Genomic DNA, 23,572 nt, shown 5'->3' with positions numbered 1-23,572 from the left:
CGAGGACCTCATGGCTGCCCCTACATCGACACCTGCCAACTACGCCGCCGCCTATGTGATGGAGCCGATGACGGCTGCCGACTGGCTTGCCGTCATGCCCATGGCGCTCTGCATCGCCGTCGGCGCGATCCTGATGATGATCCGCCACCGCACCGACTGGCATCCGCCGGTCGCTCTGACGGCGCTGGCGCTGCTCGTGCTCAACAATCTCATGCTCCTGATCAAGGTCCTCAATGATGGACCTGTCACCATGATGATGGGGCGCTGGCTGCCGCCTTTCGGCATTGCCATCACCGCCGACCTGACCGGTGTCCTCATGTCGCTGGCCGCTGCGATCGTCGCCTTTGCGGGTGCGCTCTACGCCCATGTCGAGATCAACACCAGCGGCCGCCGCTATGGCTTCTATCCGCTGCTTCTGTTGCTGATGGCCGGCGTCTCCGGTGCCTTCCTGACCGGCGATATCTTCAACCTCTATGTCTGGTTTGAAGTCCTGCTGATCTCTTCCTTCGGCCTGCTGATCCTCGGTTCCGAGCGCGAACAGCTGGACGGGGCGCTGAAATATGCCGTCTTGAACCTGATGGCGACGACGCTGTTCCTCATCACAGTCGGCTATCTCTACGCCATCTTCGGCACGCTCAACATGGCCGATATCGCCATGAAGGTCCCGCAATATGCGGAAACCGCGCCGCTGATGACGCTGGGCGCGCTTTTCATCCTCGCCTTCTCGATGAAAGCTGCGGCCTTCCCGGTCAATTTCTGGCTGCCGGCCTCCTATCACACGCCTCGTGTCGTCGTGGCCGCGCTGTTTGCCGGCCTCTTGACCAAGGTCGGCGTCTACGCGCTGCTGCGCGTCATGGTCATGCTCTTCCCCGTCGAGCGCGAGGCGCTGAGTCTGGTCATCGCCGTGGTCGCCGCCCTCACCATGATCCTCGGCGCCCTCGGCGCCCTGGCGCAGAATGATATCCGCCGCTTCCTCGGCTTCGTCGTCATCGCCGGTATCGGCAATATGATGGCCGGTATCGCGATCGGCGGCGATATGGCCGTTGGTGCGGCGCTCTTCTACGCCCTGCACTCAATCCTCTTGATGACCGCGCTCTATCTGGTGGCCGGCGAGATCGGCCGCATTGGCGGCAGCTTCCGTCTCGATCGCGTCGGCGGGCTCTGGATCACCGCGCCCGCTTTCGCCGCCATCTCGCTGGCTCTCTTCTTCGCCGCAAGCGGCCTGCCGCCTTTCTCCGGCTTCTGGCCGAAGGCACTTCTGGTCAAGGCTTCGATCGATATCGGCGCCTGGTGGCTGGCCGGCTCGATCCTCGTCTCCGGCTTCCTGACGACGATCGCCTTTGGCCGCGTCTTCCTCTTCTCCTTCTGGCGCCCGCTGGCAGCGGAAGGCGGGGCAGGGGGCGCGGCAGCGCCTGCCATCTCAACCAGCGAGACGCGCTGGCGCATGGCGCCGATCGTCATCCTCACCGGTTTCGTGGTCTGGTTCGGCCTCTTCCCGGAGAGCCTGATCGTCATGACACAGCAGGCGGCGTCCGGCCTGTCTGATCCCACTGCCTATATCCGCTCCGTCTTCCCTGAAGGAGTTGCCCCATGAGCCTTTATGCGATCAGCATCCTGATGGCGGTGATCTGGGCCACCGTCTCGGGCAGCTTCACGCTCCTCAACCTGATCTTCGGCTTCGTCCTCTCGCTGTTGACCCTCTATCTGCTGCGCGAACGCTTCGTTGGCCGGGACTATACGAGCCGCACCCGGCGCGTTCTCTCGCTGGTCCTGCTCTTCCTCGTCGAGCTCGCCAAGTCCGCCTGGCGGGTCGCGATCCTCGTCCTGAAGCCGAACATGGACTTGAAGCCCGGCATCTTTGCCTATCCGCTGACGGTCAAGAGCGACTGGGAGATCTCGCTTCTCGCCAACCTCATCACGCTGACCCCGGGCACGCTGTCCGTCGATGTCTCCGAGGATCGCCAGACGCTTTACATCCACGCGATCGACTGCTCCGACATCGAGGCCGCCCGCCGTGATATCGCGGATGGTTTCGAGAAAAAGATCATGGAGGCCTTTGCCTGATGACCCCCGACATCATCGTGGAATACGCCTCTCTCGTCGCCATCGTCATTCTGGTGATCGCGCTGCTGTTGACCGTCTATCGCGCCGTGGTCGGCCCGACGCTGCCGGATCGGATCATCGCGCTCGACATGCTGGTCGGCATCGTCATCGGCTTCATCGCCGTGATTGCGCTCAGAACCGGCTACACGCTCTATATCGACATTGCCATCGCCCTTGGCCTCGTCGGCTTCCTCGCCACCGTCGCCTTTGCCCGCTTCATCCTCGCCCGTGGCCGTGTGGGAGATGGGGAGGAGGTCCAGGCGGGGCTGTCGCGGCCAAAGGCTGCAGGCTCGTCAAAAAGCGCTAAGTCCGGCAAGACCGGCAAATCCGCTGCACCGCTCGGCAAGGAGGCCAAATGATCTCGCTCCTCGCAGCCATCGCCATTGCAATCCTCACCGTCGGCGGCGCTATTTTCTCGCTGATTGCCGCAATCGGTCTCAATCGCCTGCCGGACCTCTATACCCGCATGCATGCCGCCTCCAAGGCCGGTACGGTCGGTTCCGGCCTGCTGCTTCTGGCTGTGGGTCTGCATGCGGCAGACAGTGCGATCTTCGGTCGCGCCGTGGCCGGCATCGTCTTCTTCGTCCTCACCGCCCCGATCTCGGCCCATCTGCTGGCCCGTGCAGCCCACAAGGTCGGCTACAAACTCTCTGCTGTATCGGTAAATGATGATATGATCGGCAAGTGAAGTAACCAATATTATTGGTTGAGTGAGTGTCACGATTGAAATCTGAGCTGTGCCTGGCAGTTCAGAGCATATGATCGGGCAATAAAAAAGATTTATACCCGTCATATCTAGTAGAAATATCATATGGACATTTGCGGTCGGAGTGATAATCCAGTCCTGAGGGCGCTGATCTGTTGCGTTTTCGGTATGTAAGTGAAGTTGACTATCGGGTGTAGGGTTGGTCCCAGGCCTGATCTTTGCTGATATAGCCGCGCAGAGCGCCGGACGGTTTGGGGCCGTTGCGGCATAATTGGTGATCTTCTCGGGGGTGCGATTCATCTTCCGGCCGCACATCAGCGGTTCGGAAGCGCCACTAACTATTGCCTGCAGGAGCGGCGGCTTCTGCAGTTTCTGAACAGGAGAAGTCAATGAGTGAAGTACAACAGGGTCCGAGCCAGCAGCTGCTGGTCGAACTGACCGCAGACATCGTCGCTGCCTATGTCAGCAATCATGTCGTTCAGGTCAGCGACCTGACAAATCTGATTGCCGATGTGCACCAGGCCTTGAGCAACACCGCTTCGCCGACGCCGGCACCGGTCGTCGTCGAAAAGCCCAAGCCGCCGGTTCCGATCCGCAAGTCGATCGAGGACGACTACCTGATCTGCCTCGAGGATGGTCAGAAGTTCAAGTCGCTGAAGCGCCACCTGATGACCCACTACAACATGACCCCGGAAGAATACCGCGAGAAGTGGGGCCTGCCGGCCGATTACCCGATGGTCGCTCCGGCCTATGCCGAAGCGCGTTCGCGCCTCGCCAAGGAAATGGGCCTCGGCCAGCGCCGCAAGCGCGCCAAGTAAGCCTTTGCCGCGTGTCGGCATAAAACGCTGAGGGCCGGTCACGCGACCGGCCTTTTTCTTTATCGCGATGTAGGAAAATAATCACGGCCTTTGCCGTTCTTAGAAAGCCCTATTTGTGGTCATCGGCAGAAATCACCGAATACCCTGAAATCTTGGGGTTCAAATCGCGGCGCGCTCTGTTAGCTTGAATAGGAATAAAATCCTTATGTGGAGCGCGCCATGTCCAGCCCCGACCCGTCCAGCATTCACAAGCCGGCAATGACCGTTGCGCCACCGGTGGAATGGTCGCCCGATGCCGATGCAGATGAGTTTGCCGAACAGGCGCTGACGCCCGAGCGGCGGCTGCTCTGCATGATCGTCCGGCAGTTGACCGAGGAATTGCTGCGCGCCACGGGCCTCGACCATGATCAGGAGCCCGGCCGCCGCGCCACGAACCACGTCCGGCAGGTCGCCATGTATGTCTGCCACGTCGCCTATTCCATGCCCATGGGGGAGGTGGCTCAGGCCTTCGGTCGCGACCGGTCCACCGTCGGCCATGCCTGCCGCATGGTCGAGGACCGCCGCGACGACCGCGCCTATGACACCTTCGTGGCGATCGTCGAGCGCATGGCAAGTGCCGTGCATCTGCTCGCCGGCAAAAGCATCTGACGGGGGAGGGCGGCCAATGACCCGCAGCGAAAGAAAGCAGATCCGCAGGATCCTCCGCCAGGCGCTCGCCGGCCCGCTCGCATCGCCTCCGACGCATCCTGGGGCGGCAACCGCCGCAAGAGCCCGCCCAGCGGATCAAACCGTCATCGACGCACCGGCAGAGCTGCTCGCCCGCCTCGTCGCGGACGGCTTGCTCGCCACGACTGCCGAGGGCTTGGTCCAGACCACTGAGACGGCTGCCTGGCTGCGTCGCGATCTCTGTGATCTGCCAGAGGAAGCCCATGCGGAACAGCACCGCACCATCCGTGTCGAGACGCTCGTCTTGGCCGAAGGTCGCCAGGCGGTGCGCCGCAATCTGCAGGAATCCCCCCTGTTTCCGCTCCTGCGCCTGAAGGAGAAGGATGGCCGCGCCTTCCTGCCGGAGGAGGCTGTTGCTGCCGGAGACCGGCTCGCTGCCGACTTCGAATTCGCCGGCCTGCAGCCGAGGATCACCGCCAGCTGGCAGCCGCGTCTTTCAAGCCGCATCAAGGGCGCCCCGCCGAAAGCCGCCGATCTGGCCGACGACAGGCTTGCCGCGCGAATCCGCGTTACCCGCGCCATCGAGGCCATGGGGCCGGAACTGTCTGGCGTGGCGCTCGATGTCTGCTGCTTCGGCAAGGGGCTGGAAACCGTCGAGCGAGAGCGGCAGTGGCCGGCACGATCCGCCAAGCTGATGCTGCGCGCCGCCCTGCTTGCGCTTTCCCGCCACTACACCCCGCCACCCCCGCGCCCACGTCCCAGCCATTGGGGCGACGAGGGCTTTCGACCGGAGATGGGCTGAAGGCTTGTCAGGCGAGCGTCTGGCCAGCATCCTGTCGGACTGCGGATCGTCAGGGCTTCCAGGAGCTGCCGATCGTGGCGGCCTCATCGACCCCGTGAGGAAGATCGGTGAACTTGCGCGCATGTTCTGGCCGTCTGCCCGGCTTGGTTGGGTGGAGCATCTCCTGGATCACCTCATCTGCCGAGGCGATGATGCCCACCTCTTCCAATCCGCGAAGCAGGCCGACCGTTGAAATCAGGTGAAGATTGGGCGGTCGGTTGAAGACTCTGAGACCCGCATCCTCGAACAGGATGGCGACAGGCTCATTGGCTTTCAGATAGCGGTCCAGACCGCCTTCGTCAGAGACGAAGTCCACCATGGCCAGTTCCCCGGCATTCTTCTTGGGTTTTTCGCCCAGCCGCCGTTTTCGCCGTTCGCTCTCGCCGATGTCGGTCCGCTCGATGACGAAAGGCGGAGAGTTGCCATCGATGAAGGCTTTGACCTCGGCATCCTTAAGGTAGGAGAGATCGCTGGTAAGTTCGTCGTAGACAGCATCGACGATCACAATCCGCATATCGAGCTGAAGCAGGAGATTGAGCCGATCGGCCACCCACAGGCTGTTGACCGGCCCAGCGTCTGGCAGGATGATCGTTCACCTCTTCATCCCATTTTCCAGAGCTTCACGAAGGTCGCGGCCTGGTCTTGGAGGTCGTTGGCAGGTGGCAGCGGCATCGAAAGGCCAGCGTCTCCGAGTGCAACGAGGAGATCGGCCGAGTCCCTGAGGCCAAGGCGGCGTATGGCTTCGCGACGGGAAAGGAGACCTCTTGAATAGGCGAGAAGCGGGCCCTCAACCAGTTCCTCTGGCAGCTTCGCGGTCGTGTTCTTCAACATCGAACAAGCCTCCGTTCGTGACGCACAGCATAAGCCCAATGCCCTTGAGGCACAAGGATTGGCGCTGTGGCACATATGCTGAGAGACGTTCGATAGCCCGCAGACGTCGTCCAAAAAACGATCGTCACACCAGCCGGCGTGCGGCCTCTTCGCGGATCCGCTGGATCATCGAGCGCAACCCGTTGGCGCGCTGGGCGGTCAGGTGTTCCAGAAGCCCCAGCTGCTTGAAGAGATCGAGCGCGTCGAAGGCGACGACGTCCGAAGCCTTTTTGCCGGAATAGGCGGCCAGCACGATGGCGACGAGGCCGCGCACGATGAAGGCATCGCTGTCGCCGCGAAAATGCATCTCAGGATCGGCGCCGTCCCCGGCCGAGACCGAAAGCCAGACCTGGCTTGCGCAGCCCTGCACCTTGTTGTCAGCCGTCTTCTCGCTGTTGGGCAGATCCGGCAGCGCCTTGCCGAGCTCGATGACATAGCGCATCCGGTCCTCCCAATCCTCGAGGAAGCCGAAGTCGTCGATCATCTCGTTCAAAGTCGCCATGCTGCACCCGCTTGTTACGTCGGACCGATATAGTTGAGACGCCGACGCTTTTGAACCGCCTGCGGCAAGGAAACCTGTCGGAGACCTAGAAGCGGCGTAAAGCAGGGTTAGCCAAGGTCAAGGGTATCGGGGTCGTCCAGCTCGGGCATCGGTATCTGCATGCGGCCATGCCGGATGCTTGCGATCTCGATGGCAGTCTCAGAGAGCCGGTAGTCGATCAGATATTCGCCGGCGACGAGCGTCCGAAAACCGGCAACTTGCAAACCGTGGTGAGTGTTACCGGCTTCCGGAAACTGTTGCAGTAATGCGCGGGCTCGTTTCATCGTTTCAGACAATGCGCGTGCTGCGGCAGGGCTGCGTTCTCTCAGATAGATGCTTTCCCGGCGCAGATAGTCTGCTGCCGCGCGGGAAAGCCGGACGGATCTCATGCCACCTTGCCGGCGATGAGACGGTCCATCTCCGCGAGCACCGCATCGAAGTCCTCATGCTCACCAGCATCCAGTTGCGTCTGCCCGTCGATCGCGGCCAGCATGTCAGCCCCCTCATTGAGGAGATAGCCCTTTAAGGCGCGCAGAATGATGAAGCTGCGCGAGCGTTCAGTCGCGGTCGCAATTCTGTCAATATCCCTGAGGATTTCACCCGGAATCCGAAGCGTTACGGACTCCGTCGATTTGCCGTCCGACATCGCATTCTCCTTTGCTGTGCAAGACACTGTAAGACAGGTCTGCACCGATGACAAATGGAGCAGGGGAAAAGAAAAAAGCCGCGCAGCTTGCGCTACGCGGCCCGGCAACTGCCGAATTCAGTCAGGGACAGGCAGACAGGCAACCGCCCATGGCAGAACGGCTGCAAGCGGAGAGGGGCGGGTGTTTCGCCCCGGAATTCTTGAGGTGACCGCGCCATTGCGGTCAGGTTTTGCCGAGGCCTTACGGCTTCGGCGGCTGGTAGGGTTTCGGCAGATGCTTCGGCCGTTCGGTCGGCGACACCGTGCCCGTCACGATCGGCGCCTCGGCCTCCGCCGTGGCGAGCTGAGGCGTTTCGACCGCCGGCTTGACGATCTCGATCCCGCCGGCCTTCGGCGCCGGGCTTTCCTCGGCCACCGCCGTCTCGCCGCCCTCGCTGAACTGATTGTCGAGCAACTGATAGGCGACGAGCGCCCCTTCGCGGGCCCGCTGGCCGAGTGCCTGGAAGGTCGCGGCACCCTTTTCGCAGACTTCCGGCTTTTCGACGCAAAGCGAAGTCACATAGTCATAGGCACCGCTGGCGGCGGTGATGGCGGCACCCATGTCGAAGCCGGCGCCTTGCTCTTCCTCTGCCGGCGGGGCGGCGAGGAAGGACAGCGCAACAAGCGTCGCGGTGCAATAGAATGTTCCCTTGATCAGAAACCACATGGTCTTCACCAAATCCCTGTTGCCGGTCTTTGCCGGAACGGCCCGGGTTTCTCCCCGAACTCGTGATTTCCACCCTAGGTTTGATTCGCCAAAATCGATTTGCAAAAGCCGCTCGGTTTTGACGCGAATTCGACTAAAATTTGAGAGATCTCGGCATTCGGAAGCTGTTGGCTAAAAGTTTAGCGGCCGGCGTTAAGCATAAATGTGGCGAGGAGCCCGCAATCCCCCGCTTCTTGGCGGACCCAGTCGACGCAAATCTTAACGCGCTTCAGAAAAGTCGAATGATTTCAGCGGTTACGCCCCGTTAACCATGATTTGGAAAGCCCAGTTTGGCTGTCCTGTTTCGGATCAAAACGGCGGCTTCGGGCCGCTTCCGGGCGCCTGCCTTATCTATTCCTTAAGCGCGTGCGGCCTATCTTCGCCGGGTAAATCAGAGGAACCGATCGCGGATTTCTGGCGTGGTTGTATTGCGTAAAATGTCGGATGCACTGACGGGGACCATGGACGGGCTTCTGGCCCGCCTGCTGTCGCGTCATGCCGCCGGCCGCCTGGTGGATCGCGCCGAAATCGGAGCCTTGCGCCGGCTGACCTTTGCCGCGCTCTTCGCCTTGGTCGCCGTGTCCGTCTCCTTGAGCCTCGTCTTCGGCATCGCAACCGGCCTGCCGATCGGCTTTGCCCTGGGCACCGCCCTCTACCTCATGGCCGCCGTCGTGCTGGTTTCGGGCCTGCGTTTCGCAAGCCCCGGTGCCGATGCGATCGGCCCGGTCGAGAGCGCCGACGACCCTTATGAATTCTGCCCGGGCCTCTTTCTGACGCTTGATGTCACAGGGGTCGTGCGCGCCGCTGGCGGCCGTGATCGCCAGATGTTCCTCTCCTTCCTGCGCGAGCCGCTGTCGCGCCCCTTCGTCGAACAGGTGCATGTCTCCGACAGGCTCGCCTTTGTTCAGGCGCTCGACGAGCTGCGCCTTGGGGCCGACGTGGTCGTGACCGATCTCCGTCTCGACCGTCCCGTCGTCGGTCTGGACCAGGCGCAGTTCCTCAATGTCCGCCTCGACATGACCGCCGTCCGCGCCGATGACGGTTCGCTCTCGGGCGTGCGCGCCCAGATGCTCGACATCGAGGGCGAGATGCAGATGCGCGACGAAGTCACCCGCAAGCAGGCCGAGGCAAGTGCGGCCCATGAGATCAAGAGCCGTTTTCTCGCCGCCGTCAGCCACGAGATGCGCACGCCGCTCAATGCCATTCTCGGCTTTTCGGATATTCTGGCCGGCGAGTATTTCGGCAAGCTCGAAAACGATCGCCAGCGCGAATATGTCCAGCTGATCCGCCAGTCCGGCGCCCATCTTCTGTCGGTCGTCAACACCATGCTCGACATGTCGAAGATCGAGGCCGGCCGCTACGAGCTGATGCTCGAGGATGTCGATCTCGCGCAGTCGCTGACAGAATGCGAGCGCATGCTCTCGCTGCAGGCCCAGACCAAGGGCGTGAAGCTGACGAGCCGCCTGCCCAAGGGTCTCGGCGAAATCACCGCCGATGGCCGCGCCCTGCGCCAGATCGTCATCAATCTCGTTGGCAACGCCATCAAGTTCACCGATGCCGGCGGCGCCGTGATCATCGATGCCATGCGCCATGGCAATGAAGTGACTGTCAGCATCAGCGACACGGGCATCGGCATCGCCCCCGAAAAGATGGCAATCATCGGTCGCCCCTTCACACAGGTGCAGAACGATCTCAATCGCAACTACGAGGGTTCCGGGCTTGGGCTTTCGCTGGTAAAGGGATTGACGGCTCTGCACGGCGGCACCTTCCGGATCGAAAGCCGCCCGGGCGAGGGCACTGTCGTCACGGTCACCTTGCCGGTGGATGGATCGGGTGCCAAGATCGTGGGCGAAACCAATATGGTCGAATTTCCGCCGCGCCTTGCCGATGCGGGACATGAACTGAAGACGGGTGGGAAAGCACCGGGGCATGACGAAGCGAAAGCGAAAATCGCCTGAGAAGAAGAAGTCGGGCTCCAAGGTCCTCTTCGTTTTCTCCAAGGGCGCTGGCGCCCTTGCGCGGCTTGTCGGACGCCATCCACGCGCCGTGGGTGGTGCTGTGTGCTTCACGCTGATCTTCGGGACGATTGCCGCCAATGCCCTCTGGTATCAGCCGGGCCAGCATCCGTCGCCCTTCCTGAGAACCCGAGACGCTGCAGACTTCACCGCACTGGCCGGCGTGCCCCGCGCGCCGCTGTTGAGCGATGAGAGTGATGCCAACGTCACCACATTCCGTATCGAGCGTGAGAGGCCGGGCGCCGATCCTGCCGCATCCGAAGGCCCCGATACGCGCCCTGCACCGGTGCTCGATCAGAGCGCGACTGCGGCTGCCAAGCCCATAGTGCCCTCAGCACTTCCGGCGAATGCGGAGGAAACCGCAGCCCTGATCCGCAACGTTCAGACCGAATTGCTGCGCCGGGGTCTCTATGAGGGGGATGCGGACGGCGTGATCGGCCCGCGCACAGAGACCGCGATCTCCCTTTTCCAGAAAACCGTCGGTATGGAAGCGAATGGTCTCGTCACGCCGGAACTGCTGGCAGCCCTGGCGCTTGATCGCGGTGTGACCGCAGCCGTGCCGGCGCAACGGCCGGTGATGGATGTCAACACGCCAGGTGAAGACCCCGTGGCCGCCGCCATCCGCAATGCCGAAACGCAGGTTGTCACCGCTCCGCGCCGTCCGGTCGCCGCAGTCCAGCCGGTTCCGCCCAAGGCGGTCGAACCCACGGCACCGCCACCGGTCCAGCAGGCGAATTTCGATCCGGGCCTTGTGATGGAAATCCAGCGCGGCCTGTCCAACATGGCCTACAAGGACATCCGTATCGACGGCGTGCCCGGAGAAGACACCCGCGCCGCAATCCGCCGCTTTGAGCGCCATTATCAGATGCCGGAAACCGGCGAGCCGAGTGCGGCGGTGCTGAAGAAGCTCAAGGCGATCGGCGCGCTCTGAACGGCCGCGTCCAAAATCCCATACTTCAGTTTTGATGGATCAATCGATCCAGGGCAGAATCTCCTTCGGTCGTGAGGCAACGGGCGCCGTGAAGCCCGTCGGATGCAGGCTCTCCCCCGCTTCGATCCGTTCGTAGAGCTGAAGGTATCGCTCGGTCATCCGGTCTGCCGTGAAGTTCTCGCGAAAATGCGCGTGAATGGCCGCGCGGTCGAAGCGGCCGATATCGCGGATCGCGTCCACCAGCACCTCCGCCTTGTCGGAGAGATGGCCGACATGCGGCGGCACGAGCTCAGGCAGTGATCCATAGGGTGTGGCAAACACCGGAAGCCCGAAATACATGGCCTCGATCACCGCGATCCCGAAGGGTTCATGCCAGCGGACGGGGAAGAGCAGACCGGCTGACCGCGAGAGGATGGCGGCTTTTCCCGCGTCATCGACCATGCCGTGAAAACGTGCATTGGGGTCCAGCGTCAGACGGAAGCCCATCTTCAGGTTCAAACGGTATCCGCCGAGCACCTCGAGCGGCCTTCCGGCCCGATGTGCGACGCGGATCGCCCCGCGCACGTTTTTCACCTTCCAGGCAGCCTTGGCGAGGAAGACGAGGGACCGCCCGCCATGGGCCAGATCCGGCTCCGGATAGACGCGGGGGTCGAGCCCATTATGCACGAAGACGGTCCCGCCATGGCGCCTCGCGTGGTCGGCCGAAACAAAGATCGAATTCCGATGCAGCGGCACTCCGGCCGCATTCCCGTGCACGGTCTGGCAGGCCTTGCCATCAAATTCGGGATCGAGCCCGATATGACTGTGAAACACATCCGCCTGCTTGGGGATCTGTGCCTCCAGCGGGCGATTTGGATCGAAGACCGACAGAGGGCCATAGGGCCAGCTTGAGCCTGCAGGTGCAAGCAAACCGACGACATGGCCTCTTTCCGACAGGGCCCGCCCAAGCCAGAGGATGATGCGTTCGGTGCCGCCATAGAGGCGGGCCGGAATACGCGTGTGTGAGGCGAGTACGATATGCATGGGACCCACGGATCAAGTTTCCGTGACCTAACACGCTGGCGGCCCGGCGCGCAATTCCAGGCTCGGAAAGGTCTTGGTGATCCGGGAGAGCACTCTTGAGACTTTCGTCTACGTGAATTTTCACAGTTCCTAAAGAAACCAGGTGTTAAGCATGTAAACGCTAGTTTTCTCCGATTGGAGGAGGACCATTCATGACTGCTGCGATGAACGCGCGCTACGACGACGATCACGGTTCTGTCACGGACGCACCGGTAGCCGCCCAAGCGGACACCGCGACTTTGCGCGGCATTGTGCAACGGCTTGCCGAGGAGGCTTCCACGCTCGGCGTGGATCTCGTCGATATCGCCGGCGCCATCCAGGACGTCGCTGGGATTTCCAAGCGCCATGCCGTGACTTTTGACGGTATCACCAGGACAGCGCTATCGATCGCAGAGACCAATCGCGATGTTGCAGCAACGCTGCGCGAGACGGACCAGACGGCCGGTGAAGCCCGGCGCATGCTGACCGACAGCGCCACGCGTCTGACCGGCGCCGTCGGCAAGATCGACGACATGGTCGCGACCTCTGAAGAGATCGGCACGGAGATTGGCAGCTTCTCCCAGTCGCTCTCCGAGGTCGATAAGGTGGCCGAGGAAATCGGCACCATCGCCCGTCAGACAAACCTCCTCGCACTCAACGCCGCCATCGAGGCTGCCCGTGCCGGTGACGCCGGCAAGGGCTTTGCGGTCGTGGCTGCGGAAGTGCGTGCTCTGGCGCTCCAGACCTCCCAGGCCACCGGCGCCATCCAGGAAACCCTGAACCAGATCCGCCACAAGATTGTTCGCCTCAACGAAGCGGGACGCGGCGCCACTGCCAGCGCCCGCGATGTGCGCGAGACCTCCCAGGCCATGAACCAGTCCTTCTCGGCCATGGAGCAGGTCATCACCCGCATTCTCGATGGCTCCTCGGCCATGGCCCAGACGACCGACCAGGTCGACCGGCAATGCTCGGAATTCGTCGCGACGCTGAACAATATGTCCGGCGAAGTCCGCCAGTCCGACCACCACCTGCAGCAGACGGCAGGCCGTGTCGACAAGGTCGTGGCGCTGTCGGAAACGCTGATCCAGCTGACCGCAAGTGCGGGCATCCGCACCGCAGACAGCGACTGGATCGACACCGCCGTCGATGTCGCCGCGCGCATCTCGCAGGTTTTCCAGCAGGCCGTGGACAGCGGTCGCATCCGGACCAGCGACCTTTTCGACCGCAACTACCGGCCGATCCCCGGCACCGATCCCGTCCAGATGATGACCGGCTTCACCGAGTTCACCGATCAGGTGCTTCCCGCCATCATCGAACCGATCGCTGCCTCGTCCGACCGCATCGGCTTCTGTGCCGCTGTGGACGAAAACGGCTATCTGCCGACCCACAACAAGAAGTTTTCGGCGCCCCAGCGTCCCGGCGACAGCGTCTGGAACACGGCCAACTGTCGCAACCGCCGCATCTTCAACGACCGCGTCGGCCTGGCCGCCGGCCGCTCGACGGCCCCCTTCCTGGTCCAGACCTACCGCCGCGACATGGGCGGCGGCAATTTCGTCCTGATGAAAGACATCTCCGCCCCGATCTTCGTCGCGGGCCGCCACTGGGGCGGGTTGCGACTGGCGGTGAAGGTGTAAAGCGTCGCTTGAAGGATAGCGGTCACCTTCCGCTGTCGGCGTCGTCGCCACTGCCTGGAGTGCGCCAGCTTTGCGGTGGTGCATGTGCATCGCGTCGAGCTTGATTTCCATCGGGCGCTTGTGAAGGCAATGCAATTGCATTACCTTTGTAGCCATACGACTGACGAGATCCTGACATGGCTGCAAGACCGGACGAAGTATCCAGGCTGACCGATCGCTATCAGACCACCGTGCCAAGCGGTGTGCGCAAGCAATTGCGTCTTCGCAAGGGTGATCAGATCCGTTATCGAACGGATACCACTGGTCGGGTCTATATCGAAGCGGTGTCCGAAGAGGCGGATCCCGCACTGGGAGCATTTCTCGACCTGTTGGAACGCGACCTGATCGTCCATCCCGAGCGGTTGAAGCCTTTGAGCCCAAATGTGCTCACACGGCTTGATACGCTGGTCGGCGACATCGACGTCGATCTCGACGCCCCATTGTCGCCCGATGACGAATGACACTGGCACTCCCATCATCGCCAGTGGATGGTCCATCTATGCCCATCCTCTTTTTCTAGAACAATTGGATGCTCTGATTGCGGAAGTCGAAGCGCGCAAGCATCGCGACCCCGAAACCTGGCGCAAGAAAAACGCGACGAAGCGGCTGGCCGCCATCCTCAAGCTCGTCCGAACCGATATACCTGCCGATCCGGCATCGCCGCAATTTCGGCAGGGCGATACCCTCGGCAGTCATCGCAAACACTGGTTCCGGGCCAAGTTCTTTCAGCAATATCGCCTGTTCTTTCGCTTTGACAGCAGCCGGAAGATCATTGTCCTTGTCTGGGTGAACGATGAGGAAACGCTGCGTGCCTATGGCAGCCGTTCGGATGCCTATGCTGTTTTCAAGAGCATGCTGGATGGCGGCAATCCACCAGACGACTTCGACGCCATCCTGCGAGCGGCAGAAGGCTCAGGCGCACGGTTTGCCCAGGCGGTGAAGCCCTCGGACGATTTGTGAGCGCCTCCAGCCCCACCCTCGACGCCGCCCGTGCAATCCCCTAAACCCTAGCCCATGCGCATCCGCTCTGACATCTTCGTCTCCGCCCTGACCCGTCGCGTCTTCTCCGATGGCGGCTATGCCGCTGTCGTGCACAAGGGCTCCGAGGCCTCGGGCGCGATCTTCGTCCGGCAGCGGTTTCGAGACGGACTGGAGACGCTCTATGGCCCGGCACCGCAGGCCATGATCGGGGAGGGGGATCGTGACATCAGGCTTTTCGAGCCGCGCCTGATGCGATCGGAGCCGGAGGCGGTGGAGGCTCTCATTGCCCGCGAGCGGAAATTCGACAGCGATCTCTGGTTGGTCGAAATCGAGGTCGAGGATCTCGGCACCTATCTCACCCTCACCGATGACGCAGGCTGAGCTTACACCAACCCTCCCCTTGAGGGAGAGGGTCGGAGCGAAGCTCCGGGGTGGGGTGACCCAAACACGGCAAATTCGGCTCGAGACACAAGGCATAGACACCTACTGCCTACTGCCTACTGCCTACGCCCTACTGCGCAAATCCTGCCGCTTAGCGCTTGCGGGCCCTGAGCACCTGGCGCGCATGCTCGTCGCCGACCGGCTGGCGCTTGGCCGAGGCCTGGTTGGCAGCGGTGATGCCGGGGGGCGTATGGCTCGCACCGGATCCAGCCTCGCGGCTGCCAGCCTGCGGCTCCTCGCCGGCAAAGGTGTAGCGGTCTGCCCGGATCCAGCTGTCGATGCGGTCCTCCGCCTGGTCGGGATCCAGGCCGAACAGTAGATGTTCTGCCCGGCTCGCATCGTTCTCACGACGGGCGAGATGCGGATAGATGTGTTCGAGAATGAAGATCGCGTCAGCTTCCTGCATGGCCACGCCGGCGAGCGTCGTGGCGAGCTGGCGACCCGAGATATCGAGCAGGATGCGTTCCGCAAGCCAGCGGCTGGAGGAGAGCATGTCGGCCAGCGTCGTCGCGAACAACCCACCGTCATGCGAACGGGCAAACCGCACCAGCAGCGCTGTCTGCAGCGGTGTTGCCTTGCGGCGCCCCAGACGATCGCTGGCCGGCGGACGCTGCTGCGAGGCCATGGTCTTGATCGTCTGGCGCAGCACTTCTTCGCGCATCTGGCTCGCTTTGTCCCCGCCATCAGCGGCGGGCGCGACCGTCGATACCGGGCTGCGGGCGCTGATGGCGTCGGTCACCGCGCCGGGAAGATCAGCCATCATGAGTTCCGTCATGATCCGGTCGAACCGGGAAGGCTCCACATCTGGTGTCGCTTTCAATCGCGTGTCTGGCTGGAGAGGCGCCTGTGCGGGCTTCGCCTGCTCGGTCTCTGCCTTGTTCGGGCGCGGGGGCAGGGCATGGCGCAGCGAGACCAAAGCATCGATCACCGTGGGCGACAAACGCTCGCGTTTGACAATGGCGCGCGCATGATCGGCGCCTTGCGTGCGGGCGATCATGATCAGCATGTCGTCAGTCAGTGCCGGTGACGAGGCAAGGAAGGGTGCGGCGACGGCAATCGGCTGTGAGGCGATGAAGGCTGCGACCGAGAGCGGCAGGTTCGGGCTCTGGGAGAGCGCGGCCACGGCCTCGCGGCGTGCCTCCATGGATGAACCGGCAAAAAGCGGCTGGAACAGCTCGGCAAATTGTCGAAGCTCTGACTTGCCGGGAAAGGAGAGCGCCTGGAAACTCGTGACCGTGGCCATCAGAACGACATCCTTGTTCCGCGCGCCGGCCGGCTTTTCAAGCTCCCTGAACTGTTCGCTCACGACAAACCCACTCCAACGCAATACAAATAGATCCGTCACAGATTAGAACGAATTTGTTAGCAAGCTGTTAACTAACCTATGGCTTCTTGTCAGCAGGTGGATGGTCTTGGCAGACGATTCGCCGCATGTTTCCGATATTAGGCATATGCGTACCCCGTTTCGTGGGGTGAACCGCGACAGGGGGAACGCGTCGGAGAAAGGCGCAGATGAACCCGGTGCGTGTGAAATATTCCGCAGCATGAACCGGATTGTGCCGGCCCTCGTACTAGGAGGGCAGGGCGAGATGACCCTCTCGACCCTCTCGATCTTTCTTCTCGAAAGGAGACGAGCATGGCGGACATCATCAGGATTTCGGACCGGCTGAACCCCTCACGCCGTTCGGCCCGCAAGGTCTATCAGAAGGCGGAGATCCTCTTCTTCACCGGGATACGCTACGAGCGACTGGATCCGAACGCCATATGGCCGCGCGTCGAGCTGCCGACGCTGCCCGCACTGCCAGCACCCCAAGGCCCGGTTTTCGGCCCCGACCGCCGCCCCTGGTAGACATCGCAGTCCCGAGCAGGCCTGGTCGTAACCAGAGGACCTGCGCCTTTCTTTTGGCGCGAGCATGGGTGAGACGCATCGCGCCATCTCTCCATTTCACGCGGAGCCTTGGCCGCCGCTCATAACTGTCCGCGCCGGGAATTCGCCCACTGCCACCTTCTGCTGCATACCGAACTCGAACCCGCCGCCATCCCTGCCACACTCGGGCGGAAGGTTTCGAGGAACGTCCGCATCGGTCTCCTCGACGGTATGAAGGTCAGCGGCCGGTGAATGGCAGGCATTCCGCCTCGGCCAGAAAGGCTCTGGCATCCGCTTCGTAGCTCCCCTGCGGCGCCAGCACGCGCAGCACCACATAGCCCTCCGTACCCGGATGCTCCACCAGAATGGTCTCGGCCAGTGCCGCAATCGGCGCCTTTCTGAGCTGCGCCACCTGCACCGGCGTTGCCACCAGCACATCGAGATCGCCGGCCACCGACGTCCGGTCGTTCATCGAGAACACCTCGTTGGCATCCTTGTCATAGATCGCCACCGACCAGAAATCGACGCCGCCGCCCAGCGCCACCAGCGACAGAGGCTGGCGGTTGATGTCGAAATGGCAGACGGCGAGGCGCAGATAGGGATCAAGGCTGGAAAGCCCCACCGCATCGGGCGTGGCACTGAGCGCGTGGAAGACGAAGGGCGCTCCCTCGGCCGTCACCCGCGTGTAAGCATCGCGCCCGGTGAAATGCGGCACGCCCAGAATGATGATGATGTGCAGGAGGACGGCACCAAAGAAACCCGTGAGGATGGCATACAGAAGCTTGCTCATTGGCCACACCCGATCTGTTCGATGACCGGCATGGCAAGCCCCGACAGACCGGTGGAGGCCGCCGCCGGCGTATCCAGCAGCGTCAGGACCAGCTGGAACGAGCCGGCATCGGGGATGGCCAGCCAGTTGCCGGATTTGGCCGTGCGCGAAATGACGATGTCGAAACTGCCGTCATTGCGCCGCAGAACTGTCTGGGAATTCTTCGCCGTCGGCAGCTCCGGACCAGCATTGAGCGGATTGCCCGCCGCGTCCGCCGCATAAAGCGTCCAGAGCCTGGCGGTCGGCGTGCGCCCGCTCATCCGGTAGGAACACGTGCCCGTCAAAGTCAGGCCGTCCTTATCGCGAGAGGCGGTGAACTGCAGCCCTTCGGCAGACCCATAAAGCAGCCGCCCACCCTTGGCCCGATGCGCCTTGGCATAAGGGTCGGCTGCCGCCGTCTGCGCTGCCGGAAAGGCCCGCCACCCGGCCACCTCGATCGCCCCGAAACCCACGGACGCATTCAGCATCGACAACGCCGACAGGATCCCGCCACCGAAGGCGATGATCAGCGCAGTGGCGACGATGAGCGGAACACGAAACACGGGCGGGACGAGACCTTCGGGATACGGCATGCGAGCGCCGGACGGCTATGCCCGAGGGGTATCACTGATTCGGGGGAGAGGGAAGTTTGGGGGAGGGGCTACCTGTCTGGCTGCATCCCCTGACCAGCTAGACGGCTTTGCGCGGTCGTCCGCCCTTGGCGCCGTTGATCCGAGCCGCGCTCGCTTTTGCCTCAGAAGTGACCTGGCCAGCGCGACGGGCCAGCTCTCGTGTCATCCATGCCTTTGTCCCAAAGATTCCGGCGATCAGCGCGGGCACAAACAGATCGACATCGATATCCGGCCAGTGGAGGTTGAAGCCGAGACCGTCGATCTCGACACCAGCCAAAGTCTCGGGCGTGGCCCCTTGCAGATCCTCTACCAGAGCCGTCGGGAAGGCATAGACACAACCGTTGGCCAGATCGAGCACAACACGACCGGTTTTTGCATCGTATCTCGCAGCAACTGCCCTTGCCCCGGCCTCGAGCATGGCATGACCGCGTGCTTCTGCATCGGTGAGTTGTTGTTCGTCGAAGTCAGCCATGAATGCGCTCCCATTCTCTCAACAGGCGATCCTGCTCTTTCACAACTTCGGTCAAGATACGTCGGAGGTCTGCACGCGAGATCCCGACGCTGTAGACCAATTCTGGAAGGTTATGCGGCCCACGTAGGTTTATCTTCGCCTGCCCGGCTCCGGTAACATGAACATGCGCAGGCTCATGATCCTGCGTGTAGATCACGAAACGAAAGCCAAAAGCGCGATGGACGACAACCATGCAAGACTTTAACCCATCCGTTGGGTTTTGCAAGGCGGTATCGATTGGCCTACCTCAACACCCCCGCCGCCAGCGCCCGCTGGATGCCGCGCACATCAGTGCCCTTCTTCAACGTCTTCGTCACCGGCTCATGGGCACCCGACACCCAGATCTTCAACTCGCTGTCGAGATCAAACGTGCCGGCGGTTTCGACGGAGAAGCGGGTGACCGCCCGGTAGGGTACGGAAGTGTAATCGACCTTTGAACCGGTGATGCCCTGCACATCGATCAGGATCAGCCGTTTGTCGGTAAAGACGAAGACGTCGCGGATGACCTTGAAGGCAAGCGACACCCGCTCACCCTCGATCAACACGCCGTCCAGCCGCTTGGCGAGATCGGAAGGGTCTACGCTCGATCCATGGCCCAGCAATCCGTCAAACAAACCCATCGTCATCCTCCTGTGGTGTTGGAGCGGAGATGGGGAGGGGCGGAAGGTGAGTCAAGCGTGCTTGCCATCCATTCGAGCCGTCATCCCACCTTCTCGTAAAACGCCTCAAGCGTCGCCACCTCCACGCCAAGCTTGGTGAGCGAGGCATGCACGCTCATATGCCGTTCGTCATGCAGGATGAACCAGTCGTCGAAGCCGAAACGGGTCTTGGATCCGTCGGCCTGGGGCACGTCCCGACTGTATTGCCAGCGGAAGGCACACCCGGACTGTTCGCCCTCCGCCGTGCCGTCGATCAGTGTTTCGCGGCCCTCGTAACGGCCTTTGTCCCGCTTCAGGATCGTCCAGGTCAGCCTGTCCGAATGACCGTCGTCGAAGAAATAATCCTCCGTCAGCGACAGCACATTGGCGGAGGCATCGAAGCGCCCGCGCGCGTCGATGGTGAAGCGGTTCTGGAAACCGCCGAGCCGGCCGATCGTCATGCCATAGCCGCGCAAACTGCCGGAGAAGAATTCCTCCAGGATGAAACGGGGCTCTTTGTCTGCAAAATCCTGAAGGTTCAAGGCGTCTCTCCTCGGTGGCCGCTGGGTCCGGGAAAACACGGCGAGGGCTCTTCCGGTTCCCGCGCCCGCCGCCAAGCGTTTTAGCCCCTTACGCTTTCGCCCTTGCCGCGCTATCTGGTCATCCGACAACTCAATCTGAAGGAGGATCACCATGGGCAAGCGGATCGTGTTTACCGGCGGCAGCGGCAAGGCGGGGCGCCATGTCGTGCCCTATCTGCTGAACCAGGGACACAAGGTGCTGAATGTCGATCGCGCCGTTCTCGACGTGCCCGGCGTGCACACGCTGCTGACCGACGTCACCGACAGCGGCCAGGTCTATAACGCGCTCTCCTGCCATTTCGGCTATAACGGCTATGAAGAGGCCGGTGGCCCGAAAAAGGTCGATGCCGTCGTGCATTTTGCCGCCGTCCCGCGCATCCTGATGCACCCGGACAACCAGACCTTCGCGGAAAACACCGTCTCGACCTACAATGTCATCGAGGCCGCCGCCAAGCTCGGCATCAGCAAGGTGATCATTGCCTCCTCGGAAACCACCTACGGCGTCTGCTTTGCCGAGGGCGACAAGGATTACAAGGAATTCCCGCTCACCGAGGATTACGACACCGACCCGATGGACAGTTACGGCCTCTCCAAGGTGGTCAACGAAAAGACGGGCCGCGCCTTTGCCATGCGCTACGGCATCGACGTCTATGCGCTGCGCATCGGCAATGTCATTGCCCCCGAGGATTACGCCAATTTTCCCGGCTATCTCGCCGATCCCCCATGCCGCAAGCGCAATGCCTGGTCCTATATCGACGCCCGCGATCTCGGCCAGATCGTTGATCTCTGCATCAAGAAGGACGGCCTCGGTTTCCAGGTCTTCAACGCTGTCAACGACACGATCACGGCGACCATCCCGACCCGCGAATTCCTGGCCAAATATGCCCCGAACACCCCGATCACCGGTGATATCGACGGCTTCGAAGCGCCGCTCTCCAACCGGAAGATCCGTGAAGTCCTCGGCTTCAAGGAGGAGCATGACTGGCGCAAATATGTGAAGGTCTGACCGTCGTCAGGCGAAAATTCACGAGCGACGGGCCAGCCGATACCTGCAAATTTTGCCGGGCGAAATCCGAAAATGTTTCGTGAGGTCAGCGTAATCTTCGTCTATAAGCAAGTGCGAATTCCCCCTGATTTTTGGGGTTTTGCTTTTGAGGAAGGACGAGACTTGGCCGGCAAATGCGTGGAAGTCGCCAATTGTGCGCAGACCGAAGTGCGCGGCCAGTGCTTTGTCACCTTCGACGTGGCGATGCAGGGCTATGTCATCTCGACGGTTGATGCGCCCCTTCTGGCAGGGCGCATCCTCTGGTCTCACGCAGCCTTTCACGGCTTTCGTGATTTCGATCTGAAGGAAAAGACGGAACTGGAGGCCGCCGTTGGCCGGATTCTGCTCGGCGAGGCAGGTTTGCGAGCCGAAGGCGATGAGGCTTTCGGCCAATACCGTCACTGATGCGCCAACCTCAGCGGTTCCAGCGCGGCAGTAGATAGGCAAAGGCGACCGTTACCGCCAGGGCCGTCACGAGAGCGATCAGCAGGGCAAGCGCAAAGAGCACGACGGCCTTTCCGGTGCCGATGCCAAGATCTCGGCAGAACCAGCGGATTTCCGCCTGTCCATACCAGGCGAGCGCTGAGATCCCCAGAACCGCAGCATAGGGGATGCCCTGTCCATCCGGGATCATCAGGAAATCAACCGTCAATCCGAGCAGGAAGACAAACGGCCCTGCAACGTAGCACTGGCTGAAAAACGGTGGGCGCAGCGTGGACCGGGTCAGGATCAGGCGTTTGTGCAGAATGAGCGTAACCGCCATCACCATCGGGAAGACACCGAAGATAACGCCACGGGCGATCAGCAGGTTTGAGAGCGATTGGGTGAGTTCCGCCGCCTCGGCCGTGGAGGCCGTCGTCGGAAAGGCGGCGGAAACGGCCTGCGACAGGAGCAGGGTGATCAACAGGAAAAGCGGCGGACTTATCGTGTCGTCATACTGGTCTTCCGGCCGGTCGCCCAGTTCGTCGTCGGCATAGCGCATCATGCTGAGGGGCCGGGTCAAAGCCCGCCAGAAGGTCAGGGGATAGAATACCAGCCAGGAAACAAGCTCGTAGAGCAACTCCTCCAGCGATTTTAGCAACCTCATGAAATCCATGTGCACCTGCCGCCTGACTGTGACTTGCCGGGATCCTGTCGCGGCAAGGGGCAGCGCGACGATGCCAGCCGGTCGAACCTCACGCAAGTCCGCCCGACGTCCCCTGAGTTTGACACGTCACAAGGTTGCAGGTGGCGCGGGACCCGGCTCTAGGGGAGGGGCTGTCACGAAGACGACTGCCCGCATCGACGGGAACGGGCACGCTTGAGAATCACCGCCCCCCCTGCCAGTGTCGCCCGGTTGACATGCCTCCGGAGTTCCGATGCTCGTCCTATTCCGCAAGACGCCGATCCTCGGCGCGCTTCTCGCCCAGGTCGTCGCCCTGCCGGTCGTGGCGGCCGTGACCGGGCCGCTCTCGGCCTCGGTGGAGCGTCTGCCGCTTATTGCGCTCGCCCTTGTCCTGCAGGGGGTGATTGCCGCCGGCATAACGCGGGCTCTGGGGCTTGCCCGCTGGTGGCTGCTCATCGCCTTCCTCTTCCCGCTCGCCATGGGCTCGGTCATGCTGCTCGGCAATCTGCCGGCCTGGCCCTTCGGCATTGTTTTTCTCATCCTGGCGCTGGTCTTTTCCAACACAACGCGCGGCCGTGTGCCGCTCTATCTCACCAACGCCGAAACGGCCTCTGTGCTGAAAGACCTTATGCGCGACCGCAAGGCTCAGCGCATGCTCGACCTCGGCTGCGGCCTCGGCGGCGTGGTGCGGGCGCTCGATGGCGAGGGGCGACGGGCGCGCGGGATCGAAAACGCCCCCGCCGTCTACTTCGCCGCCCGCCTCCTGCAACGCATCTCGGGCAAGGGCGAGATCCGTCGCGGCGACCTCTGGAAGGCGGATGTCTCTCAGGAAGACCTCGTCTACGCCTTCCTCTCACCCGCCCCCATGGCGGCCCTCTGGCAGAAGCTGTCGAAGGAAATGAAGCCGGGCAGCCTCTTCGTCTCCAACAGCTTTCCCGTCCCCGATGTCGATCCAGACGAGATCTGGGAACTCTCGGATAGCCGCAAGACCCGGCTGTTTTTGTATCCGATCGGCGGGGCGGATTGAGCGGTTTCTTTTCACTGGTAAGCTGGAGAAGGGGCGGCTGAGATGCCAGATAGAGAGGCGGACTCGCCAGGCAGCGAAAACGTGGTAAGCTCTCTGCACCATCGAAGAGGGTCAAATGTTGCTCGACCGGATCAGCCAGCGCCGCGAGGCGATCAAGCAAATCGGTGCCGATGCCGCCGAACGTGGGCGTGCGCTCGGTATAGAGCCTGTCAATCTGGTCTATCCGGAACAGAAGATCGCTGTTCTTTCCCAGCGCCTGCCTATTTTGACAGAAACGCCGGTCGCAGACCTAGGCAATGCTGTCAACCTTGCTCGGAAGAACACTAAGCGTTAGGCGGCG

The 23,572-nt window shown here is 62.1% G+C and carries 33 protein-coding genes; 18 read left to right on the top strand and 15 right to left on the bottom strand.

Annotated features, from left to right (window positions below):
• The first annotated feature begins 10 nt into the window (after positions 1-10).
• From AC1PUL_RS11750 to AC1PUL_RS11720, 7 genes are all read left to right on the top strand, one after another.
• On the top strand, positions 11-1,594 hold the full coding sequence (locus tag AC1PUL_RS11750; RefSeq protein ID WP_480464375.1) for a Na+/H+ antiporter subunit D: 1,584 nt from the start codon (positions 11-13) through the stop codon (positions 1,592-1,594).
• Complete coding sequence (locus tag AC1PUL_RS11745; RefSeq protein ID WP_480464374.1) at positions 1,591-2,064, top strand: Na+/H+ antiporter subunit E; 474 nt, start codon at positions 1,591-1,593, stop codon at positions 2,062-2,064. Before AC1PUL_RS11750 ends, AC1PUL_RS11745 begins: the two co-directional genes overlap by 4 nt.
• Positions 2,064-2,462, top strand: a complete 399-nt coding sequence (locus AC1PUL_RS11740) for a cation:proton antiporter (protein ID WP_480464373.1) — start codon at positions 2,064-2,066, stop codon at positions 2,460-2,462. The genes AC1PUL_RS11745 and AC1PUL_RS11740 overlap by 1 nt, the downstream gene beginning before the upstream one ends.
• Positions 2,459-2,791, top strand: coding sequence for a monovalent cation/H(+) antiporter subunit G (mnhG, locus tag AC1PUL_RS11735; RefSeq protein WP_480464372.1), 333 nt, complete (start codon positions 2,459-2,461; stop codon positions 2,789-2,791). Before AC1PUL_RS11740 ends, mnhG begins: the two co-directional genes overlap by 4 nt.
• 407 nt (positions 2,792-3,198) lie before the next feature.
• Positions 3,199-3,627, top strand: a complete 429-nt coding sequence (locus tag AC1PUL_RS11730; RefSeq protein ID WP_480464371.1) for a Ros/MucR family transcriptional regulator — start codon at positions 3,199-3,201, stop codon at positions 3,625-3,627.
• A gap of 219 nt (positions 3,628-3,846) precedes the next feature.
• On the top strand, positions 3,847-4,275 hold the full coding sequence (locus AC1PUL_RS11725; protein WP_480464370.1) for a helix-turn-helix domain-containing protein: 429 nt from the start codon (positions 3,847-3,849) through the stop codon (positions 4,273-4,275).
• Positions 4,276-4,291: 16 nt separating this feature from the next.
• Entirely contained in the window at positions 4,292-5,095 is an 804-nt protein-coding gene (locus AC1PUL_RS11720; protein WP_480464369.1) for a DUF6456 domain-containing protein, read from the top strand.
• A 49-nt stretch (positions 5,096-5,144) separates the two neighbouring features.
• On the opposite strand, the gene AC1PUL_RS11715 is transcribed toward AC1PUL_RS11720, so the two are convergent.
• The 6 genes from AC1PUL_RS11715 to AC1PUL_RS11690 all read right to left on the bottom strand — a co-directional run bounded on the left by AC1PUL_RS11715 (position 5,145) and on the right by AC1PUL_RS11690 (position 7,897).
• Entirely contained in the window at positions 5,145-5,684 is a 540-nt protein-coding gene (locus tag AC1PUL_RS11715) for a hypothetical protein (RefSeq protein ID WP_480464368.1), read from the bottom strand.
• A gap of 50 nt (positions 5,685-5,734) precedes the next feature.
• Complete coding sequence (locus AC1PUL_RS11710; protein ID WP_480464367.1) at positions 5,735-5,965, bottom strand: hypothetical protein; 231 nt, start codon at positions 5,963-5,965, stop codon at positions 5,735-5,737.
• Between the two features lie 124 nt (positions 5,966-6,089).
• Positions 6,090-6,506 carry a SufE family protein gene (locus AC1PUL_RS11705; RefSeq protein WP_480464366.1) on the bottom strand — a complete coding sequence of 139 codons (417 nt, stop codon included), beginning with the start codon at positions 6,504-6,506 and terminating at the stop codon, positions 6,090-6,092.
• A 107-nt stretch (positions 6,507-6,613) separates the two neighbouring features.
• Entirely contained in the window at positions 6,614-6,934 is a 321-nt protein-coding gene (locus tag AC1PUL_RS11700; RefSeq protein ID WP_480464365.1) for a type II toxin-antitoxin system RelE/ParE family toxin, read from the bottom strand.
• Complete coding sequence (locus AC1PUL_RS11695; RefSeq protein ID WP_480464364.1) at positions 6,931-7,191, bottom strand: CopG family ribbon-helix-helix protein; 261 nt, start codon at positions 7,189-7,191, stop codon at positions 6,931-6,933. The genes AC1PUL_RS11700 and AC1PUL_RS11695 overlap by 4 nt, the downstream gene beginning before the upstream one ends.
• A 241-nt stretch (positions 7,192-7,432) precedes the next feature.
• The gene (locus AC1PUL_RS11690; RefSeq protein WP_480464363.1) at positions 7,433-7,897 is read right to left on the bottom strand and encodes a DUF5330 domain-containing protein; all 465 of its coding nucleotides are present in this window, start codon (positions 7,895-7,897) and stop codon (positions 7,433-7,435) included.
• A 500-nt stretch (positions 7,898-8,397) separates the two neighbouring features.
• Here AC1PUL_RS11690 and AC1PUL_RS11685 point away from each other — a divergent pair, with 500 nt between their 5' ends.
• Both AC1PUL_RS11685 and AC1PUL_RS11680 read left to right on the top strand, forming a co-directional pair.
• Complete coding sequence (locus AC1PUL_RS11685) at positions 8,398-9,894, top strand: sensor histidine kinase (RefSeq protein ID WP_480468563.1); 1,497 nt, start codon at positions 8,398-8,400, stop codon at positions 9,892-9,894.
• On the top strand, positions 9,866-10,882 hold the full coding sequence (locus AC1PUL_RS11680; RefSeq protein ID WP_480464362.1) for a peptidoglycan-binding domain-containing protein: 1,017 nt from the start codon (positions 9,866-9,868) through the stop codon (positions 10,880-10,882). The genes AC1PUL_RS11685 and AC1PUL_RS11680 overlap by 29 nt, the downstream gene beginning before the upstream one ends.
• A gap of 39 nt (positions 10,883-10,921) precedes the next feature.
• Here the strand turns inward: AC1PUL_RS11680 and AC1PUL_RS11675 are convergent, their stop codons facing one another.
• A complete protein-coding gene (locus tag AC1PUL_RS11675) occupies positions 10,922-11,905 on the bottom strand; it encodes a glycosyltransferase (RefSeq protein WP_480464361.1) in 984 nt (327 codons plus the stop codon).
• Between the two features lie 191 nt (positions 11,906-12,096).
• Here AC1PUL_RS11675 and AC1PUL_RS11670 point away from each other — a divergent pair, with 191 nt between their 5' ends.
• The 4 genes from AC1PUL_RS11670 (at position 12,097) to AC1PUL_RS11655 (ending at position 14,958) form a co-directional block, all read left to right on the top strand.
• The gene (locus tag AC1PUL_RS11670; RefSeq protein WP_480464360.1) at positions 12,097-13,557 is read left to right on the top strand and encodes a methyl-accepting chemotaxis protein; all 1,461 of its coding nucleotides are present in this window, start codon (positions 12,097-12,099) and stop codon (positions 13,555-13,557) included.
• A 176-nt stretch (positions 13,558-13,733) separates the two neighbouring features.
• Positions 13,734-14,057 (top strand): type II toxin-antitoxin system PrlF family antitoxin, encoded by a 324-nt coding sequence (locus AC1PUL_RS11665; RefSeq protein ID WP_480464359.1) that lies wholly within the window; start codon positions 13,734-13,736, stop codon positions 14,055-14,057.
• Entirely contained in the window at positions 14,047-14,556 is a 510-nt protein-coding gene (locus tag AC1PUL_RS11660; RefSeq protein ID WP_480464358.1) for a type II toxin-antitoxin system YhaV family toxin, read from the top strand. Before AC1PUL_RS11665 ends, AC1PUL_RS11660 begins: the two co-directional genes overlap by 11 nt.
• 54 nt (positions 14,557-14,610) lie before the next feature.
• Positions 14,611-14,958, top strand: a complete 348-nt coding sequence (locus AC1PUL_RS11655) for a DUF1491 family protein (RefSeq protein ID WP_480464357.1) — start codon at positions 14,611-14,613, stop codon at positions 14,956-14,958.
• A 151-nt stretch (positions 14,959-15,109) separates the two neighbouring features.
• On the opposite strand, the gene AC1PUL_RS11650 is transcribed toward AC1PUL_RS11655, so the two are convergent.
• The gene (locus tag AC1PUL_RS11650; protein ID WP_480468562.1) at positions 15,110-16,261 is read right to left on the bottom strand and encodes a DUF2336 domain-containing protein; all 1,152 of its coding nucleotides are present in this window, start codon (positions 16,259-16,261) and stop codon (positions 15,110-15,112) included.
• Positions 16,262-16,654: 393 nt separating this feature from the next.
• Here AC1PUL_RS11650 and AC1PUL_RS11645 point away from each other — a divergent pair, with 393 nt between their 5' ends.
• A complete protein-coding gene (locus AC1PUL_RS11645) occupies positions 16,655-16,867 on the top strand; it encodes a hypothetical protein (RefSeq protein WP_480464356.1) in 213 nt (70 codons plus the stop codon).
• Between the two features lie 256 nt (positions 16,868-17,123).
• Here the strand turns inward: AC1PUL_RS11645 and AC1PUL_RS11640 are convergent, their stop codons facing one another.
• From AC1PUL_RS11640 to AC1PUL_RS11615, 6 genes are all read right to left on the bottom strand, one after another.
• On the bottom strand, positions 17,124-17,675 hold the full coding sequence (locus tag AC1PUL_RS11640; RefSeq protein ID WP_480464355.1) for a DUF1254 domain-containing protein: 552 nt from the start codon (positions 17,673-17,675) through the stop codon (positions 17,124-17,126).
• The gene (locus AC1PUL_RS11635; RefSeq protein WP_480468561.1) at positions 17,672-18,256 is read right to left on the bottom strand and encodes a DUF1214 domain-containing protein; all 585 of its coding nucleotides are present in this window, start codon (positions 18,254-18,256) and stop codon (positions 17,672-17,674) included. The genes AC1PUL_RS11640 and AC1PUL_RS11635 overlap by 4 nt, the downstream gene beginning before the upstream one ends.
• A gap of 127 nt (positions 18,257-18,383) precedes the next feature.
• Positions 18,384-18,797, bottom strand: a complete 414-nt coding sequence (locus AC1PUL_RS11630) for a DUF2442 domain-containing protein (RefSeq protein ID WP_480464354.1) — start codon at positions 18,795-18,797, stop codon at positions 18,384-18,386.
• Positions 18,790-19,029 carry a DUF4160 domain-containing protein gene (locus AC1PUL_RS11625; protein WP_480464353.1) on the bottom strand — a complete coding sequence of 80 codons (240 nt, stop codon included), beginning with the start codon at positions 19,027-19,029 and terminating at the stop codon, positions 18,790-18,792. The genes AC1PUL_RS11630 and AC1PUL_RS11625 overlap by 8 nt, the downstream gene beginning before the upstream one ends.
• 49 nt (positions 19,030-19,078) lie before the next feature.
• Positions 19,079-19,456 (bottom strand): PH domain-containing protein, encoded by a 378-nt coding sequence (locus AC1PUL_RS11620; protein WP_480464352.1) that lies wholly within the window; start codon positions 19,454-19,456, stop codon positions 19,079-19,081.
• An 80-nt stretch (positions 19,457-19,536) separates the two neighbouring features.
• Positions 19,537-20,016, bottom strand: coding sequence for a DUF3833 family protein (locus AC1PUL_RS11615; protein ID WP_480464351.1), 480 nt, complete (start codon positions 20,014-20,016; stop codon positions 19,537-19,539).
• A 151-nt stretch (positions 20,017-20,167) separates the two neighbouring features.
• On the opposite strand from AC1PUL_RS11615, the gene AC1PUL_RS11610 reads away from it, so the two are divergent.
• The gene (locus tag AC1PUL_RS11610; protein ID WP_480464350.1) at positions 20,168-21,061 is read left to right on the top strand and encodes an NAD-dependent epimerase/dehydratase family protein; all 894 of its coding nucleotides are present in this window, start codon (positions 20,168-20,170) and stop codon (positions 21,059-21,061) included.
• Between the two features lie 162 nt (positions 21,062-21,223).
• Positions 21,224-21,505, top strand: coding sequence for a hypothetical protein (locus AC1PUL_RS11605; protein WP_480464349.1), 282 nt, complete (start codon positions 21,224-21,226; stop codon positions 21,503-21,505).
• 10 nt (positions 21,506-21,515) lie between these two features.
• Here the strand turns inward: AC1PUL_RS11605 and AC1PUL_RS11600 are convergent, their stop codons facing one another.
• Positions 21,516-22,187: a permease gene (locus tag AC1PUL_RS11600; protein ID WP_480464348.1), complete on the bottom strand. Its 672-nt coding sequence runs from the start codon at positions 22,185-22,187 to the stop codon at positions 21,516-21,518.
• A 271-nt stretch (positions 22,188-22,458) separates the two neighbouring features.
• On the opposite strand from AC1PUL_RS11600, the gene AC1PUL_RS11595 reads away from it, so the two are divergent.
• Together AC1PUL_RS11595 and AC1PUL_RS11590 are read left to right on the top strand one after the other, a co-directional pair.
• Entirely contained in the window at positions 22,459-23,232 is a 774-nt protein-coding gene (locus AC1PUL_RS11595; RefSeq protein WP_480464347.1) for a class I SAM-dependent methyltransferase, read from the top strand.
• A 115-nt stretch (positions 23,233-23,347) separates the two neighbouring features.
• The gene (locus tag AC1PUL_RS11590) at positions 23,348-23,566 is read left to right on the top strand and encodes a hypothetical protein (protein WP_480464346.1); all 219 of its coding nucleotides are present in this window, start codon (positions 23,348-23,350) and stop codon (positions 23,564-23,566) included.
• The last annotated feature ends 6 nt before the right edge of the window (positions 23,567-23,572 follow it).

This window comes from Rhizobium sp. P43, assembly GCF_056730705.1.
Note: the sequence above shows the minus strand (reverse complement) of the source record. Positions and strands in the feature narration are given on the sequence as shown.

Excerpts from the sequence above, each read along its gene's own strand:
- AC1PUL_RS11590 (WP_480464346.1), top strand. The coding sequence starts at position 23,348 with ATGTTGCTCGACCGGATCAGCCAGCGCCGCGAGGCGATCAAGCAAATC.
- AC1PUL_RS11710 (WP_480464367.1), bottom strand. The coding sequence starts at position 5,965 with ATGTTGAAGAACACGACCGCGAAGCTGCCAGAGGAACTGGTTGAGGGC.
- AC1PUL_RS11685 (WP_480468563.1), top strand. The coding sequence starts at position 8,398 with ATGGACGGGCTTCTGGCCCGCCTGCTGTCGCGTCATGCCGCCGGCCGC.
- AC1PUL_RS11745 (WP_480464374.1), top strand. The coding sequence starts at position 1,591 with ATGAGCCTTTATGCGATCAGCATCCTGATGGCGGTGATCTGGGCCACC.
- AC1PUL_RS11675 (WP_480464361.1), bottom strand. The coding sequence starts at position 11,905 with ATGCATATCGTACTCGCCTCACACACGCGTATTCCGGCCCGCCTCTAT.
- AC1PUL_RS11665 (WP_480464359.1), top strand. The coding sequence starts at position 13,734 with ATGGCTGCAAGACCGGACGAAGTATCCAGGCTGACCGATCGCTATCAG.
- AC1PUL_RS11655 (WP_480464357.1), top strand. The coding sequence starts at position 14,611 with ATGCGCATCCGCTCTGACATCTTCGTCTCCGCCCTGACCCGTCGCGTC.
- AC1PUL_RS11610 (WP_480464350.1), top strand. The coding sequence starts at position 20,168 with ATGGGCAAGCGGATCGTGTTTACCGGCGGCAGCGGCAAGGCGGGGCGC.
- AC1PUL_RS11720 (WP_480464369.1), top strand. The coding sequence starts at position 4,292 with ATGACCCGCAGCGAAAGAAAGCAGATCCGCAGGATCCTCCGCCAGGCG.
- AC1PUL_RS11680 (WP_480464362.1), top strand. The coding sequence starts at position 9,866 with ATGACGAAGCGAAAGCGAAAATCGCCTGAGAAGAAGAAGTCGGGCTCC.
- AC1PUL_RS11750 (WP_480464375.1), top strand. The coding sequence starts at position 11 with ATGGCTGCCCCTACATCGACACCTGCCAACTACGCCGCCGCCTATGTG.
- AC1PUL_RS11630 (WP_480464354.1), bottom strand. The coding sequence starts at position 18,797 with ATGGCTGACTTCGACGAACAACAACTCACCGATGCAGAAGCACGCGGT.
- AC1PUL_RS11730 (WP_480464371.1), top strand. The coding sequence starts at position 3,199 with ATGAGTGAAGTACAACAGGGTCCGAGCCAGCAGCTGCTGGTCGAACTG.
- AC1PUL_RS11595 (WP_480464347.1), top strand. The coding sequence starts at position 22,459 with ATGCTCGTCCTATTCCGCAAGACGCCGATCCTCGGCGCGCTTCTCGCC.
- AC1PUL_RS11695 (WP_480464364.1), bottom strand. The coding sequence starts at position 7,191 with ATGTCGGACGGCAAATCGACGGAGTCCGTAACGCTTCGGATTCCGGGT.
- AC1PUL_RS11725 (WP_480464370.1), top strand. The coding sequence starts at position 3,847 with ATGTCCAGCCCCGACCCGTCCAGCATTCACAAGCCGGCAATGACCGTT.
- AC1PUL_RS11700 (WP_480464365.1), bottom strand. The coding sequence starts at position 6,934 with ATGAGATCCGTCCGGCTTTCCCGCGCGGCAGCAGACTATCTGCGCCGG.
- AC1PUL_RS11640 (WP_480464355.1), bottom strand. The coding sequence starts at position 17,675 with ATGAGCAAGCTTCTGTATGCCATCCTCACGGGTTTCTTTGGTGCCGTC.
- AC1PUL_RS11620 (WP_480464352.1), bottom strand. The coding sequence starts at position 19,456 with ATGGGTTTGTTTGACGGATTGCTGGGCCATGGATCGAGCGTAGACCCT.
- AC1PUL_RS11600 (WP_480464348.1), bottom strand. The coding sequence starts at position 22,187 with ATGAGGTTGCTAAAATCGCTGGAGGAGTTGCTCTACGAGCTTGTTTCC.
- AC1PUL_RS11690 (WP_480464363.1), bottom strand. The coding sequence starts at position 7,897 with ATGTGGTTTCTGATCAAGGGAACATTCTATTGCACCGCGACGCTTGTT.
- AC1PUL_RS11645 (WP_480464356.1), top strand. The coding sequence starts at position 16,655 with ATGGCGGACATCATCAGGATTTCGGACCGGCTGAACCCCTCACGCCGT.
- AC1PUL_RS11625 (WP_480464353.1), bottom strand. The coding sequence starts at position 19,029 with ATGGTTGTCGTCCATCGCGCTTTTGGCTTTCGTTTCGTGATCTACACG.
- AC1PUL_RS11660 (WP_480464358.1), top strand. The coding sequence starts at position 14,047 with ATGACGAATGACACTGGCACTCCCATCATCGCCAGTGGATGGTCCATC.
- AC1PUL_RS11670 (WP_480464360.1), top strand. The coding sequence starts at position 12,097 with ATGACTGCTGCGATGAACGCGCGCTACGACGACGATCACGGTTCTGTC.
- AC1PUL_RS11705 (WP_480464366.1), bottom strand. The coding sequence starts at position 6,506 with ATGGCGACTTTGAACGAGATGATCGACGACTTCGGCTTCCTCGAGGAT.
- mnhG (WP_480464372.1), top strand. The coding sequence starts at position 2,459 with ATGATCTCGCTCCTCGCAGCCATCGCCATTGCAATCCTCACCGTCGGC.
- AC1PUL_RS11650 (WP_480468562.1), bottom strand. The coding sequence starts at position 16,261 with ATGGCCACGGTCACGAGTTTCCAGGCGCTCTCCTTTCCCGGCAAGTCA.
- AC1PUL_RS11740 (WP_480464373.1), top strand. The coding sequence starts at position 2,064 with ATGACCCCCGACATCATCGTGGAATACGCCTCTCTCGTCGCCATCGTC.